Source organism: Microbacterium sp. NPDC078814 (genome assembly GCF_040702645.1).
Taxonomy (GTDB): domain Bacteria; phylum Actinomycetota; class Actinomycetes; order Actinomycetales; family Microbacteriaceae; genus Microbacterium.
The window spans coordinates 124,953-141,164 of record NZ_JBFBLT010000006.1 but is presented as its reverse complement, the minus strand read 5'-3'; the positions used below and the strand labels follow the sequence as shown (position 1 = coordinate 141,164).

Genomic DNA, 16,212 nt, shown 5'->3' with positions numbered 1-16,212 from the left:
CCCGTTCACACTCCCGTCTCGCTCCCGCTCCCGTCCGGTGCGGGATCAGAAGCGCACCTCTGGTGCTCACACGAGGGACCCTTTTGACCCCGGTCCCGTCCGAGCTGTCCGGAGCGCTCCGGTCTTTCCGCCCGGCCCGTTCCGTCCGGTCCGTCCGAGGCGCCTTCCTGATCCGTCACGGAGGACCTCGGTCCGCTGCCTCCGCGGTCGGTGTGGGATGGGAAAGGTGCCGCGGATCTGCGTCGAAGGGCCCTTTTCGATCCCCCGTTGGAGGTGGGCGTCGGGGCGGGATGGGAAAGGTGCCGCGGATCTGCGTCGAAGGGCCCTTTTCGATCCCGCGTTGGAGGTGGGCGTCGGGGCGGGATGGGAAACGGGCCTGGGGAGGCGGGGGGAGGGGCGGAAGTGAACTCGCACCGAGGACGGGAGGACGGGGGGACGGGGGCGCGGGACCGGGGCCGGGGGCGTCGGTGGGGGTGGATACGGTGAGGGGATGACCTCCCTCCTCCTGGGGCCCGACTCCCGCGCGCGCTGCGCCTGGGTCGGCGACGACGCAGAATATCGCCGGTACCACGACGAGGAGTGGGGGACGCCGCTGCACGGGGACCGCGCGCTGTTCGAGAAGATGGCGCTCGAGGGGTTCCAGGCGGGGCTGTCCTGGATCACGATCCTGCGCAAGCGCCCGCGGTTCCGCGAGGTGTTCGCGGGGTTCGTGCCGGAGGCCGTGGCGGCATTCGACGACGCGGACGTGGAACGCCTCATGGGCGACTCCGGCATCATCCGCAACCGCGCCAAGATCCTCGCGACGATCGGCAACGCCCGGATCGTGGAGTCGATGGCGGACGGAGAGCTCGATGCCCTGATGTGGTCCTTCGCCCCGCCGGCGACCGGAGCACGGCCTCGCGAGTTCGCCGACGTCCCCGCGGTCACGCCGGAGTCGACCGCGCTGAGCAAGGAACTGCGACGCCGGGGTTTCCGCTTCGTCGGGCCGACGACGATGTACGCCCTCATGCAGTCCGCGGGCATGGTGGACGACCACATCGAGGGGTGCTGGAAGGCCTGACGCCTCGACGGAGAAGAGCGCGGGGCCACACGCCCTCGCCCGATATACTCGGCACATCGGGGGATCCCCCGGCGCACGACGCCGGGTGGCTGCAGGCGCGCGGTCTCCCATCAGACCGTGAGGAGCAGGAGTGGCAACGCGCATGGCAGCGACACCGCCGACGCTGGCGGGGTACAGCTACGTGCGTCCGCTCGGGTCCGGCGGTTTCGCCGACGTGTTCCTCTACGAGCAGGACATGCCGCGCCGCGTCGTCGCCGTCAAGGTCCTGCTCGCGGATGCCGTGAACCCCGAGGTGCTGCAGACCTTCAACGTGGAAGCCGACATCTCGGCGCGGCTGAGCGCCCACCCCTCGATCGTCACCATCTACCAGGCGTCCATCTCGGCGGACGGGCGGCCGTACTTCGCGATGGAGTACTGCCCCGACACGATGAGCGCGCGCTACAAGAAGGCCCCCCTCCCGCTCGCGGAGGTGCTCGACATCGGCGTGCGCATGGCCGGCGCTCTGGAGACCGTGCACCGGGCCGGTCTGCTGCACCGCGACATCAAGCCGTCGAACGTGCTCATCAACTCGCTCGGCGCGCCCGTGCTGGCCGACTTCGGCATCGCCGCCGCCGTCATCGAGGAGGGCGAGGGCGAGACCATCGCGATGTCCGTGCCCTGGAGCTCCCCCGAGGTGCTGCAGGAGCGCGTGTCCGGATCCATCCCCAGCGAGGTCTGGAGCCTCGGCGCGACGCTCTACACGCTGCTCGCCGGCCGCAGTCCGTTCGAACGCGCCGACCGCGGTTCGAACTCGCGCGATCAGCTCACGGACCGGATCATCAAGGCGCGCTACACCGCGGTGCCCGTCCCCGGCATCCCGCCGATCATCGACGACATCTTCGCGAGCGCCATGCACCGTGACCCCGCGAAGCGGCCGGCGAGCATGGCGGAGTTCGCGGAGAAGCTGCGCTGGGCGCAGTATGAGCTCGGCATCTCGCCAACGGCCTTCGAGGCGGCGTCGTCGGAGTGGGCGGCGGCCGCGCCGGTGAGCTTCTCGGACACCTCCGTCCGCGGACCGGTCATCACGACGGTCGCACCGGACTCCCGTCGGGCCGCCCGCGCCGCTCAGGCCCAGGCCGCCCCGCGTGACCGCGACGACATCCCCGCGGGCCCCCGCGGCCGCAACCGTTCGCCGCTGGTCGTCGGCATCGTCGGAGCGGTGATCGGGGCCGCCGTGATCGCGGGCCTCGGGACCGCCGCACTGTTCCTCACCGGGGTCCTCTGATGGCAGCGGGGAACCGTGCCAGGGCGGAGGCCGCGCGCCCGTCTCGGGGGCGGCTGATCGCGCTGGTCTCCGGGATCGTCGCGCTCGTGGTCGTCGTGGCGCTCGCGGTGACGGCCCAGGGGTATCAGTCCCAGGAGGTGCCGCGACTCGAGCCCTCGGTCTGGGTCATGCGCGACAGCGGGCAGTACGCCCGCGTCAACACCGAGCTCGCCGAGATCGACACGGTCCGCGACGTCGACGACCCCGAGGCGGTCTGGCAGAGCGGCTCCAGCACCGTGCTGTTCGCGCAGGGGAACCGGCAGCGGTGGGACGTCGATCCGGCCAGCCCCGCCGATCTGCTCTCCGACAGCTCGGAGGAGGGGACGCCGCTCGCTTCGCAGCCCACGCCCGCCGGGACCAGGGATGTCCTTTCCGCCGGGCCCTATGTGGCCTACCGCACCGACACCGGGCAGGTGTCGGTGTCGACCCTCGCGGCCGGAGCGGGCACGGCCCTCGTCGACCCCTTCGCCGAGGTCGAGGTCGAGGAGGGAGAGGACCCGCCCACTTACACCGCGGATGCGATCGGGCTGTCGCCGGATGGCCTGCTCGTCCTCTACTCGGCGGACGAGGGGGCCGTGCGCCGCTTCGACATCGACGAGCACCGGTTCCTCGGGGACGAGTCCCCCGTGGCCGATGCGCCGGAGGCGGGCGAGGGGCTGGCGATCGCGGTCGTCGGTGAGCGCTGGGCGATGCTGCAGCCGAGCTCGGGCACGCTGTGGCTCTCCGGGCGCGATGCGGCGGTCACCCTCGACGTCACCGAGGACGCACGCCTGCAGCGCGGTGCCGCCGAGGGCGACGCGGTGCTCGTCGCCGACTCGGACGGCCTCGTCTCCGTGGACCTCGCGTCGGGGGAGGCCGACCGGGTGGCCGAGGCCTCCGGCGTCCCGGCCGCACCGGTCACGGTCCGCGGGGAGACGTACGCGGCGTGGCTCGACAGCGGCGGTGGAACCCTCTGGAGCGCGGGGGAGACCACCCCGCTGCAGGTTCCGGACGAGACGCTCGACGCGGCCGCCATCGACCCGGTCTTCCAGGGCAACGGCGATCGCGCGGTGCTGGTCGAGAAGGGCACCGGCCTCATCTGGACCGCGCCGGAGGGCGTGCTGATCCCGCTCGAGCAGTGGAAGATCGAAGACGACACGGAGCAGCAGGAGGGCACGATCGTCGTCGAGGACGTGGCGGAGCAGCTCCCGCCGGTCGCCGTCGACGACGCGTTCGGCGTGCGGGCCGGGGAGCAGGTCATCCTCCCCGTGCTCTTCAACGATCACGATCCGAACAAGAAGGACGTCCTCACGATCGACCCGGACTCGGTCGCCTCCGGGCTGAGCGACCCTGACTTCGGGGATCTGTCGCTCGTGGCGAACGGTCAGTCCCTGGTCGTGAACGTGAAGGCAGGCTCCGGGCAGACGAGCTTCACCTATGCCGTGACGGACGGCGCCGCCGTGTCGCCCCCGGCGACCGTGACGCTGACGGTGGTCGATCCCGGGGTCAACTCCGCCCCGGTGTGGTGCGGTGTCGACGCCTGCACTCAGGAATGGCCGACACCGCAGATCCTCGCCGGCGGGAGCACGATCGTCTCGGCGCTCTCCGGATGGGTCGACCCCGAGGGCGATGCGTTCGTCCTGAGCGACGCGTACGAGACGGACTCCTCCTCCCCGGTGATGGTGGCCCCGATGGCCGACGGCCGGGTCGCGATCCGGCACACCGACCCCAATGCCGCGGACGCCGTGATCTCGGTCACGGTCGTCGTACAGGACGTGCACGGGGCGACGGCGGAGAAGACCATCGAGGTCCAGGTCAGCGGCAGTCCGGCGTTGCAGGCGTCGGCCGTCGCGGTGACCGCGCGCGTGGGCGAGCGGCAATCCCTGCGCATCTCCGATCACCTGTCCGGAGGGTCGGGCTCGTACCGCCTCGTGGACGCCGTCCAGACCGCCGCGACGGCACAGGGCTTCGAGGTCACCCCGAACGCGGCCTCCGGCACCGTCGATCTGACCGCCGCCGGGCCGGGCCAGTACGTGGTCACCTACACCGCGCAGGACGTCACGACCCAGGCCGAGCAGTCCGCGGTCATCCGGATCACCGCTGTCGACGGCTCCGCGGCGCTCGCGATGGCGCCGCTGACGGCGTTCGTCCGCGAGGGCGAGGACACGACCGTCGATGTCCTCGGCGCGGTGCAGAACACCAGCGGACGGGTGCTGCTGCTGTCCGACGCCGTGAGCTCGACGCCGCAGCTCAACGTGCGCGTGGTCGGCAACGAGAGCCTGCGGGTCAACGGCACGACCGAGGACGGCGAGCCCGGCCTGATCGGCAAGGCCACCGTCACGGTGGCGGACGGCGCGGGCGGGGCCGTGCAGGGCACCGTCAGCGTGTTCCTCACTCCGCCGTCCACGGTCACCCGGCCGATCGTCTTCCCGGATGCGGTGACGGTGCGAGCCGGTTCGCTCACGCGCATCGAAGTGGCGGCCAACGATGTGGCACCGCGCGGGGAACCGCTCCTCGTGCTCCCGGAGGTGACCGGATCCGGCGAGCCGGACGAGCTCGTGTTCGCCGACCGCAACGCGCTGCGCTATCTGGCGCCGAAGACTCCCGGCACGTACCGCCTGACGTACTCCGTCTCCCTCGAACGGAATCCGTCGCTGTCGGACGACGGCGTCGTGACGGTCACGGTCGTGCCGCCGGGCACGAACCGGGCCCCCACGCCGACGCCGCTCACCGGTCGCGTCCTCAGCGGCCAGACGGTCTCCATCCCGGTGCCGACGACCGGGATGGACGGCGACGGCGACCGCGTGGTGCTGTCCGGCGTCGAGCAGCCGAAGAAGGGCGGCGGCACGGCCACCATCTCCGCGAACGGTGAGGCGATCGTGTACCGCGCGCCGGCCGGAGGCGTCGCCGGCGGCCAGGTCTCATTCCGCTACAGCGTCCGTGATCCGCAGGGTGAGGAGGGGAGCGCGGCCGTCCGCATCGGCGTCCTCGATGCGGACGTGGACGACGCCGCCCCTGTGACCTTCAGCGACTACGTCCGCGTCGAGGCGGGATCCCGCACGCCGGTCGTGCTGGACCCGCGCTCGAACGATCTCGACCCGGCGCAGAGCGAGCTCGAGATCACCGAGCTCGTGCCGAACGCGCCGCCCGTCAAGGGGAACCCGCTGTACGACCGGCTCAACGCGCTGATCGATTCCGACACCTCGCTGAAGGACGGCCGGGTCGTGCTGCGTGCCGGCGAGACCGCCGGCACCAACTCGTACTTCTACACGGTGAAGTCGTCGCGCACGGGGAGCACGGCGCAGGGCCTCATCGTCGTGACCGTCACCGACGGCACGGTCGCCGATCAGCCGGTCATCGCGGACACCGTGCTCACCGCGCGCGACCGCGACGATCTCGCCGATCGCGGCATCGATGTCGTGACCGACCGGGTCCGCTGGCCCTCCGGCGACGTCGGCTCGCTGCGGCTGCGCCTGTGGGGAGAGCAGCCGGGCTATTCGGTGCAGGGGAACCGCATCGTGGGCACCGCGCCGAAGGAAGGCGCCCTGGTGCCCTTCCAGCTCACCGGAACGGCAGCGAACGGACGCGACGTCGTCGCCTACGGCTTCCTGCGCATCCCGGCGTTCGACGACATGCAGGTGCAGCTCGTCCCCGGCGCGACGCCGGTCGTCGTCGACGAGGACGCGGCGGTCTCCTTCCCCGTGCAGGACTACGCCGACCTCCCGTCGTCCGATGCGATCGAGATCGGCACCGGGTCGTTCACCGCCCAGCGGGCTGCCGCAGAATGCACCGCCGACGGCCCGCGCGAAGCGGAGTACCGGGCCGGCCGCGAGGCGCCGTGGTCGGACACCTGCCTGATCCCGGTGCGCCTGGAGGGGCAGAAGCGGTGGTCGTACCTCGACGTGCCCATCAGCGTCCGCCCGTCCGAGCCGCAGCTGCTGCTCTCCTCCATCTCGCACACGATCGCCCCCGGAGCGACGGAGAGCGTCGACCTCTACGCCAACATGGCCGCGTGGGAAGGGGGCCGGGAGGGCAACGCCTCCTCCCTCGAGTACCGCATCGTCTACTCCGGTTCGGCGTTCCTCGTCACGCAGAGCGGCGGGAAGCTGACGATCGAGGCGCGCGCCGATGCGCGACCGGGCAACACCGAGAACGTCAGCGTCACCGTGCCGCAGTACGGACAGCCGTCGGCGTCCGTCCGCCTCGTCGTCGGCGCGGCCCCGCCGGACGCCCCGCGGGGAGCGACCTTCACCAAGCAGTGCGTCGTCACGAGCGCCAACTGCTCGATCGACGTGGTCGACGTCGCCGGTGAGTACGATCCCTTCGCCGGGAAGCCGGGATCCGGGCTGCGCCTGATGTCGCTCGGGGCCGGCGCGCGCTGCGACGTGGCCTCGGTCTCGACGGCGGGCGCCAAGACCATCACGGCGAGCTGGCCCGGCGGCGGGCAGGCGCCCGGCGGACAGTGCGTGATCCCGTTCGTCGTGTCGGATGCGCAGGGCCGCACCGGCACCGGCACGCTCACCCTCGACCTCCAGGGGTTCCCCCAGGCCCCCGCGAGCGTCACGACGGTCGGCTTCACCCGCACGACCGTCGCGCTGGAGGTGCCGCTCGGCGAGGCGGGACGCGCGCATCCCGCGGTCTCCGGTGTGACGATCCTCCAGGACGGCGCCCCGGCGAATGCGTCCTGCAGCCCGGCCGGCGCCGTCTACCGCTGCACGGTCAACGGGCTGACGAACGGCACCCCGCACACGTTCACCGCCGCTGCCGTCAACGCCGTCGGCACCTCGGCCCCGACGTCGCCGCACACGAGCTGGGCCTACGCCGCTCCTGTCGTCTCGAACGCGACGGCCACGCCGGAGTACCGACCGGGGGTCTCCGACCGGGGACGCGGGGCGGTCCGGGTGTCGATCGACGCCGCCGACGACGCCGTCTCGTTCCGGATCGAGGAGACGGGCGAGGTCATCAACCGCACGGGGGCGACCACCACGGCCGAGATCGCGCTGTCCCCGGGGGCGCAGACGCTGACGATCGTCCCGATCAGCCAGTTCCAGCCGCCGACCGGCGGTGGGAACGAGGGCGGCGGGTTCCGCACCTCGGTGACGGTCGCCGGCTCGGTGTACTTCGACCCGGCGGCGACCCAGGCGACGGTCGTCTCGAACACGGCGGTGAACGTCTCCGGCATCGCCGCGCAGGCCAACGGCAGCGCCAAGGGCGTCCAGGTCGTGTACGTGGCGTGGCGGTCGGGCAACGTCAGCTGCACCGCACGCGGCGACGGCACGCTCGCGGTGTCCGGCGGCGAGGTGCAGTCCGAGTCTCCGTCCCTCCAGGGGCTGCGGCCGTACCAGGTGTACTCCGTCAAGGCCTGCGCCTCGAACGGCTACGGGGTGGCGGAGTCGTCCACCGCGACGGTCTTCACGTTCACGTTCGTCGACGGTCCCGGCGGCGACACGACCTACACGGTCGCGAAGGACCCCCGGCGCGACGGGAACCGCTACGAGTACGGGCTGGCCTCGGCCCCGCGCATCGAGGTGGAGAACGGCTTCGTGCCGAAGTACTACATGTACGGATCGTGGCGCGATGACTTCGCGCTCACACCGGACTCGTCACCGGGCCAGGTGCTCGCCCGCGCCTGCCATGCCAGCCAGAGCAACTCCTGCTCCGGCGAGGTCACCATCACCGCGACGACCGCACCGACCGTGGTCAACGCCGTGTTCCAACCCTGCATGCCCGTCGTCGAGGGCGACGTCGTGACGGTGTCCGCCGCCGCACGCGGCTCGTACATCCTCGAGGCGACGCCCCTGGTCGACACTCCCGGCACCTTCGACGTGACCATCACGTGGACCGGAGCCTTCGCCACCCTGACCCCCATCACGCATCGCATCACGGGCCTGTGCCCCTGACCGCCGAGCACACCGACACGAATACTCTTTCCCTATGCCAGCCACCGCAGCAGCCCCCGTCACCATCGCTCCCGAGCAGGCCTCCTGGTTCGCCGAGACGTTCTCGATCCTGAGCGGCAACATCGAGCAGGCGATCCTCGGCAAGCGCCACGTGGTCGAACTCGTGCTCGCCACCGCCGTCAGCGGCGGCCACGTCCTCCTGGAGGACTATCCGGGAACCGGCAAGACGGCGCTCGCCCGCGCCGTCGCCCAGACGGTCAACGGGACCAGCAGCCGCATCCAGTTCACGCCCGACCTCCTTCCGGGCGATGTGACCGGCATCACGGTCTACGACCAGAAGGAGGGCACGTTCGAGTTCCACGCGGGGCCCGTCTTCGCGAACATCGTGCTCGCCGACGAGATCAACCGGGCGAGCCCGAAGACCCAGTCCGCGCTGCTGGAGGTCATGGAGGAGGGCACGGTCACGGTCGACGGCGTCACCCGGTCCGTCGGCTCCCCGTTCCTCGTGATGGCGACGCAGAACCCCATCGAGCAGGGCGGCACCTACCGGCTGCCGGAGGCGCAGCTCGACCGCTTCATGATCAAGACCTCGATCGGCTACCCCGACGAGGCGGCGACGATGCGCATCCTGCAGGGCGCCGGTCGGGCGAAGACGGTGCTCGACGGCATCGTCGACACCGACACGATCCTGACGATGGCGGAGATGTCGCGCGGGGTCTACGTGAACCCGCTGGTGTCGGACTACATCATGCGCATCGTCGACGCCACGCGGCGCGCGTCCGAGGTCCGTCTCGGGGCCAGTGTGCGTGGGGCCCTGGCGCTGTCGCGCCTGGTGATGACGTGGGCGGCCAAGAACGGGCGCACGTTCGTGACGCCCGACGACGTGCGCGAACTCGCCGTCGTCGCCCTCGCGCACCGCCTCGTGCTCGAACCGGAGGCCGAGTTCGACGGGGTGACGGCCGTGGCCGTCGTCGGACAGATCCTCCTCGACGTCGAGCCTCCGCGCGAGAACGGCACTGCGTGACCTTCAGCACCGAATCCCGCCTGACGCGGACGACCGCCGGCACGAGCACGTCGACGCGGACGTCCACCGTCACGCGTTACGACCGCACGCGCCGCGGTCCCGTGCGCGGCGCGGTCTTCGGCGCGCGTCGGGTGGTTCGCTCCGTGGGGCGCGCGACGAGGGCCACGGTCGGCTGGGTCCGTGAGACGGTCACGACGGCGGGGATGCTCGTCGCCGCGGCCGTGGTGCTCGGCGTGCTCGCCGGGCTGCTGTTCGGCTGGGTGGAGGCCTGGGCGGTCGCCACGATCGCGCTCGTGCTGCTGGTGGCCTGCGTGCCGTTCATCCTCGGCGCCCATGACTACCGGATCGATCTCGTGCTCGACCGCGACCGCGTCGTCGCCGGTGCCGAGATCGGTGCGACGCTCGACGTCCGCAACAACGGCGAGCGCCTCTCGCTCCCCGGCGTCGTGGACGTGCCGGTGGGGGAGGGTCTCGTCGAGGCGCACGTGCCGCTGCTCCGACCGGGCGCGCACCACCGTGAGGAGCTGACGATCGCCGCGCACCGCCGCGGCGTCATCGATGTCGGCCCCATGACGATCACCCGCGGCGACCCGATCGGGATCCTCCGCCGAGAACTGCGCTGGCCGGACGTGCAGCGCATCCACGTGCATCCGGTGACCGTGCGGCTCCCCAGCACCAGCGCGGGCCTGATCCGCGACCTCGAGGGCACGCCGAGCACCACCCTGGTGGACGCCGACCTCTCCTTCCACGCCGTGCGGGAGTACGTCGTCGGCGACTCGCCGCGCCACATCCACTGGAAGTCGACGGCGAAGACGGGCACTCTCATGGTGCGGCAGTACGAGGAGTCCCGGCACGCGCGCATCGCCGTCATCCTCGACCTCGACCCCGAGTCCTACGCGAGCGACGACGAGTTCGAGAACACGGTCAGCGCCGCCGCGTCCCTGGCGCTGCAGGGCGTGCGGGACGGCAGGGACGTGCTCTTCTCGGTGAGCAACGAGATCCCGGAACACGGCCGCGCGGAGGTGCTGTCGATCCGCACTCTGCCCACGGTCACCCCCAAGGCGCTCCTCGACGCGACCTCCACGATCGATCAGGCGGCACGGGTGATGCGGCTCGAAGCCGTCGCCGCCCTCACGGCGCAGTCGTACCCCGACCTGTCGATCGGGTTTCTGCTGACCGGCTCCCTCCTGCCTCTCGAGCGTCTACGGCACGCGGCGGTGAAGCTCCCGGCGGCCGTGGAGGCCGTGGCGGTGCGCAGTGAGCTCGGTGCGCAGCCGACGATGCGGACGGCCAGGGAGCTCGCGGTGATGACCCTCGGCGCGCTCGGCGACCTCCCGCAGATGCTCGCCCGCGGAGCACTGCGATGAACGCGGCCGGCCCGAAGCGCGGGCGGCCGCGTCGCGGCAGCCTCCCCTCGGCTCTGACCCTCTGGTCGCTGGGGTACGTGCTGGTCGGCGTGCTCCTCGCCACAGCGGCCGCCTGGCCGGTCTACGAGTCGTCCCGGGCCCTCGCCGTGGGGATCGTGGGCGGCCTCCTCGGCATGGCCGTCGCCGTCGTCGCGCGCATCCTGCGCTGGGGAACGCCGCTCGCCGCGCTTGCCGCAGCCGGTGTGTACCTGCTGGTCTCGGTGCCACTGGCGATCCCCTCCGCGCTCACCTCCGTGCCCGCATTCCTCGGCGGCGTGCGGGACGCGGTGCTCGGGGTCGTGCTGGGCTGGAAGCAGATGCTCACCCTGAACCCGCCGCTGGGCGAGTACCAGGCAGTCCTCATCCCCTTCCTCGTCGTGATGCTGTTCGGCTCGTTCGTCGCCACGCTCCTCGTCTGGAGCGGGGGCAGGCGGGCGGTGGCCGCCGTCCCCGTGGTCGTGGCGATGAGCGTCTTCGGCATCGCCTTCGGCGTGAGCGGCACGTCCTCCCCGGTCTCGGTGGCCGGAGTCGAGCTCCCCGCGCCCCGGGAATGGCTGATCGGCGTCGCCGTCTTCGTGGTGTCCCTCGTCTGGCTCGTCGGACGCACGCGGCTGCAGCGCGCCGCCGCCCTGCGCAGCGTGGCGGCGGCGAACATCTCCCGCCGTGCGACCCCCGCCTGGCTCACCGTGCGCCGGCACCTCCTCTCCGCGGGGTTGGCCGTGATCGCCCTGGCCGCGGGCTTCGCGATCGCTCCCGCGGCGGCCGGCTGGTCGGACCGCTCCGTCCTCCGCGACGAGATCGAGCCCATGGTGGTGGTGCAGGAGCAGCCGAGCCCGCTCAGCTCGTATCGATCCTGGTTCGCCGGCGGCATGCTGGACACGCCGGTCGTGCAGCTGGAGGGCGATCCCGGTGCCGTGGATCGCCTCCGTCTGGTCACCCTCGACGCCTACGACGGCGAGGACTTCCACATCGACGCCGACGACCGCTTCAGCCGCCTGCCCCGTTCGGCCCTCCCCGGCTCCGGCCGGGTGACGATGGAGATCACGATCGGCGAGGGCTACCGGGGGATCTGGGTCCCGTCGCCGGCCGGTCTCGCCGAGGCTCCCGCCTTCTCCGGGGAGCGGGCGGACGCGCTCGCCGACGGCTTCCACGTGAACGCCGACGGCGACACCGCGATCACCGTCGCCGACGCGCCGGGCGGCGGGGAGGGGCTGGTACCCGGGGATCGCTACGCCGTGCTCATCGATGCGCCGGGCAAGCCCGGTGACCTCACAGCGCTCCAGGGCGGACGCTCGACCCTCGACACCGATCGGTACCCGGCGCTCGTCGAATGGGCCGAGATGCAGGAGCAGCCGCGGACCGGCGCCGGCTACCTCGAGGTGATCGATCGCCTCCGGTCCCGCGGCTATCTCAGCCACGCTCTGCTGGAAGACGAAGCGGCCGCCGGTTGGATCGCCGCTCTGCAGCAGTCCGAGGGGTATGCCTTCGCACCCAGCTATGCCGGGCACTCCGCGGCCCGCATCGAAGAGCTCTTCACGGCGCTGACCGAGCAGGAGCGGCGGGCGGGCGCCGACGCGAAGCCGGAGATGCTCGTGTCGGCGGTCGGCGACGACGAGCAGTTCTCCGTGGCCGCGGCTCTCCTCGCGCAGCACTGGGGGCTGGAGTCCCGGGTGGTGATGGGCGCGCGCCTCGCCGGCGCGGACGAGGTCCCGGGGATCCCCGCCTGCGGCGACGTGTGCACCGGCGCGAACATGAGCGCGTGGGTCGAGGTTCGCACCTCAGGGGGAGAGTGGATCCCCGTCGACACCACGCCGCAGTACGCGATGCTGCCGAGCACCCTCACCGAGGGCGATCAGCTGCCGGAGCATCCCACGGTCCCCGAGCAGCCGCGGTCCGAGGCGCTGGACCCGCCGCAGGCGCAGAGCGACGCGAACAACGACGCGCCGCCGCTCGAGGAGCCGGCGTCGGAGGTCCTCGCCGTCCTGCTGCCGATCCTCCGGGGTGTCGGCCTCGGCCTCCTCGCCCTGCTGCTGCTCGCCCTGCCCTTCCTCGTGCTCCTCGTCGCGAAGAGCAGGCGCGCACACGCGCGCCGCACGGCCCTGGATCCCGAAGTCCGTCTGGCCGGCGCCTGGGAGGAGCTCGCCGACGTCTACGCCGATCATGACGTGCCCATGGCCGGGCAGGGCACCCGGACGCAGCGCGCGCAATCGAGCGGTCGCGCGGCCGCGCAACGGCTCGCCGCCCTCGTGGACCGTGCCGTGTTCGCCGAGCACCCGCCGACTCCCGAGGATGCGATGGCCGCGTGGGCTCTCGTGGACGCGGAGCGGGCGGAGCTCGCGAAGACGGGGACACGGTGGCAGCGCCTGCGTGCCCGCATCCGGCCGACCTCGTTCGTGGCCAGGACGCGGTCGCTGCGCCTCCCCGGCTTCGGTGCACGACCCATGCTCGGTACGCTCGGATGGACCGGTTCACTGGATGACCGGAAGAAGGGGGACTCATGACCGCGCCCGCGGACTCCGGTCTGGCCACGATGCTCGTCATCATCGTCGGACTCGGCCTGCTCGTCGGCCTGGCCGTCTACGTCTGGTACGCCCTCGCGCTCTCGCGCCTGTTCCCCCGGATCGACGGGGAGGGGTGGAAGGGCTGGGTGCCCGTCCTGAACGAGGCCGAGATCCTCGCGCGCGGGGGAGTGCCCGCCTGGTCGGTGGTGTTCTACTTCATCCCGATCGTGCAGCTCTACGGGATCTACCTCAAGGTCGTCGCGACCCACCGGATCAACCGGCGCTTCGGACGGGGCGCCGGCATGACGGTGCTCGCCATCCTGCTGCCGCCGGTCTGGGCGACCGTCCTCGCCTGGGGCCCCGCCCCCTATCCCGAGGGCGACCGTCTCGCGGCGCTCCAGCCCGGGCCGCGCCGCAGCGCTCCGCCGGCGACGGCTCCTGCGCGTGATGCCTCGGGGTACACGATCCCCTCCCTCGCCCCGGCCGGGACGGGATCGCCGGAGACGCCGTCCCTGATCTTCCCCGACTACGCCGCGCCGCCCGCGGTGGTTCCGGCCCCCAGCGCGCCGCCCGCCGAGCCGGCGGCCACGCGGTCGTTCGCTCCGCCTGCCGCGTCCCCGGCCTCCCCGCCGGCACCGTCCGTGGCATCCCCGCCGTCGGCTCCGCCGTCCCCGACCTTCGCACCCCCGGCACCGCCTGCTCCCTCTCCCGCGGCCGCGGTCCCCCCGGCACCGCCGACCCCGCCCGCGGCGCCCGTCTCGCCCCCGGCACCCGTTCTCCCGCCCGCCGCCCCGGCGCCGCAGCCGGAGCCGCCCGTCGCAGCGCAGCCGCCGACGGGGATCATGGCCGCGATGGGCGACGTGCCTCCGCCGGCCCCGCAGCCCGCGCCGGCACCGGCCGTCCCGGCGGCGGAGGAGGCCCTGGCCCCCGCGCCGACGACGGGGGCGAATCGTGTCGTGCGCCCGGTGCCGCCGTCGTTCCGCGACGCTGGTCAGGCCGAGGCCCCGCCGATGCCGACGATCCGTCCCGTCCCGTCTCCGGCCGATGCCCCCGCGGCAGCGCAGAGCGCGCCCGTACCGGCTCCGGCTGCGCCCGAGGGCCTCATCCCCGATGTCGACAAGACCGTGGTGACGCCGCGTCCCACCGACGACGACCTCGACGCCACGGTGGTCGTCGCCCGCAAGCGCGGGGTGCGGCGCGTCCTCGTGCTGGACGACGGTCGTCGGTTCTCGCTGTCCGGCGCGAGCGTCGTGATCGGCCGGAACCCCACCGGGGAGCCGGGCGAGCAGCGGCTGGCCATCCCGGACACCACCCGCACGCTGTCGAAGACCCACGCCCGCCTGGTGGTGCAGGAGGACGAGTGGCGCCTGACCGACCTGCACGCCACCAACGGCGTCGTCGTGGTGGCCGACGACGGCTCGGAGACGCTCCTGGACGCCGGGGAGAGCGTGGTGGGCACCGGCCGGTTCATCCTGGGCGAAGTGGGCATGCACGTCGTCGCGGAGCGCGATTCGTGACCGTGGAATCCGTCGTCCTCCGGGTCGCCGCGCTGACCGACACCGGGCTCACGCGGACGGCCAACGAGGACGCGGTGCTCGACGCGCGTCCGGTCTTCCTGGTCGCCGACGGCATGGGCGGGCACGACGCCGGTGATCGCGCCAGCGCGGCCGTCGTCGCCGCCTTCGAGCCGCTGCGCGGGCGGACGGTCGACGTCGGCGACATCAGCGATGCGCTGAGCCGTGCCGCAACGGTGGTCGAAGAGATCGCCGCCGCGCACGCCCGCGGTGCGGGCAGCACCGTGACGGGTGTGGCCCTCGTGGATCACGAGGGTGCGCCGCACTGGCTCGTCTTCAACGTGGGGGACTCCCGGGTCTACCGGCACCACGGTACCGAGCTGGCGCAGCTCACGATCGACCACTCCCTCGGACAGGAGCTCGTCGATGCCGGGGAGCTCCGCCCCGAAGACCTGGCCTCGTTCTCGCGCCGCAACGTCATCACGCGCGCGGTCGGGGCTCCGGACAGCACCGCGGACAGTTGGCTGCTCCCCGTCGTCGAAGGCGAGCGGCTCCTCCTGTGCTCCGACGGACTCACCGGCGAGGTGAGCGATGAGGCCATCCGCGCGACGCTGACCATGAACGGCCGCCCGGAGACCGCGGCGGCGGCCCTCGTCCGCCGCGCGCTGCAGGGCGGAGGACGAGACAACATCTCGGTCCTGGTGATCGATGTCGTCTCCGGCGGCGCACGCACGCGTCCCGACGACGCCACGGGCGGACGGGCCGCCGTGTCCGCGGTCACCGATTCGATGCTCGAGGGCACGACGGTCCCGGTGCGAGCGCGATGAGCGACGACGAGGCCGAGGAGACCGTCATCCTGACACGGCGCGACCGCCGGCGGGCCGAAGCGGCGGACCCGGTGCCCCCGGCGGCCGATGACACATCGTCCGCCGTCGATGAGGCCACCATCGTGGTGGATCGCGCGAAGACGGCTCCGGCTCCCGACCGGATCGACGATGCCGCGGAGGATGCGCCCGAAGGCGCCGTCGCCGATGAGCCGGTCGATGCCGGGTCCGAGGACGCCGTGGGCGAGGCCATCGATGACGCGACCGTGGTCGTCGATCGCTCCGGGCCTCCGGCGGCCGACGCCCCCGAGGACGCCACCGTGGCGGTCGCGCGTCCGGCTCGACGCCTGCGGCGGAAGAAGGGCGCCGCCGCAGAGGGCGACGGCACCGCACCCCAGGCCGCCGAACCGCGGTTCCGCGTCGACTCCTTCGCCGCCCCGGACGGCGCGCCGGCTCCCGCGATCTACAAGCCGCGTCCGGCTCCGCGCACCCCCGCCGCTCCGCCCGTCGTCGTCGGGGCGGCCGCGCCCACGCGGGTGGTGGAGCCCGGGCTGCCGTCGGTCGCCAAGCAGGCGCAGCGATGGAGCGTCGTCACCCTTGTTGCGACCGTCGGGGCGGGCGTCGTGTCGGTCGTCGGTCTCGTTGTGCTGGGCTTCGTCGTCTTCGCCTGAGGAGGCCGGCGCCCTGCGGCCCTCGCTAGG

9 protein-coding genes are annotated in these 16,212 nt (G+C 72.7%); all 9 read left to right on the top strand.

Features of this window, described 5'->3' with window-relative positions; translation table 11 throughout:
- Nucleotides 1-490 precede the first annotated feature (490 nt).
- Complete coding sequence (locus AB0300_RS13400) at nt 491-1,060, top strand: DNA-3-methyladenine glycosylase I (RefSeq protein ID WP_366216165.1); 570 nt, start codon at nt 491-493, stop codon at nt 1,058-1,060.
- Nucleotides 1,061-1,202: 142 nt separating this feature from the next.
- Nucleotides 1,203-2,324, top strand: coding sequence for a serine/threonine-protein kinase (locus AB0300_RS13395; RefSeq protein WP_062766200.1), 1,122 nt, complete (start codon nt 1,203-1,205; stop codon nt 2,322-2,324).
- Nucleotides 2,324-8,242: an Ig-like domain-containing protein gene (locus tag AB0300_RS13390; protein WP_366216164.1), complete on the top strand. Its 5,919-nt coding sequence runs from the start codon at nt 2,324-2,326 to the stop codon at nt 8,240-8,242. Before AB0300_RS13395 ends, AB0300_RS13390 begins: the two co-directional genes overlap by 1 nt.
- Before the next feature lie 34 nt (nt 8,243-8,276).
- On the top strand, nt 8,277-9,266 hold the full coding sequence (locus AB0300_RS13385; protein WP_366216163.1) for a MoxR family ATPase: 990 nt from the start codon (nt 8,277-8,279) through the stop codon (nt 9,264-9,266).
- Nucleotides 9,263-10,633 carry a DUF58 domain-containing protein gene (locus AB0300_RS13380; RefSeq protein WP_366216162.1) on the top strand — a complete coding sequence of 457 codons (1,371 nt, stop codon included), beginning with the start codon at nt 9,263-9,265 and terminating at the stop codon, nt 10,631-10,633. The genes AB0300_RS13385 and AB0300_RS13380 overlap by 4 nt, the downstream gene beginning before the upstream one ends.
- Entirely contained in the window at nt 10,630-13,173 is a 2,544-nt protein-coding gene (locus tag AB0300_RS13375; RefSeq protein WP_366216161.1) for a transglutaminase-like domain-containing protein, read from the top strand. The genes AB0300_RS13380 and AB0300_RS13375 overlap by 4 nt, the downstream gene beginning before the upstream one ends.
- Nucleotides 13,170-14,690, top strand: a complete 1,521-nt coding sequence (locus AB0300_RS13370; protein ID WP_366216160.1) for a DUF5684 domain-containing protein — start codon at nt 13,170-13,172, stop codon at nt 14,688-14,690. Before AB0300_RS13375 ends, AB0300_RS13370 begins: the two co-directional genes overlap by 4 nt.
- On the top strand, nt 14,687-15,514 hold the full coding sequence (locus AB0300_RS13365; protein ID WP_366216159.1) for a protein phosphatase 2C domain-containing protein: 828 nt from the start codon (nt 14,687-14,689) through the stop codon (nt 15,512-15,514). The genes AB0300_RS13370 and AB0300_RS13365 overlap by 4 nt, the downstream gene beginning before the upstream one ends.
- Nucleotides 15,511-16,182, top strand: coding sequence for a hypothetical protein (locus tag AB0300_RS13360; RefSeq protein ID WP_249521805.1), 672 nt, complete (start codon nt 15,511-15,513; stop codon nt 16,180-16,182). Before AB0300_RS13365 ends, AB0300_RS13360 begins: the two co-directional genes overlap by 4 nt.
- Nucleotides 16,183-16,212 lie beyond the last annotated feature (30 nt).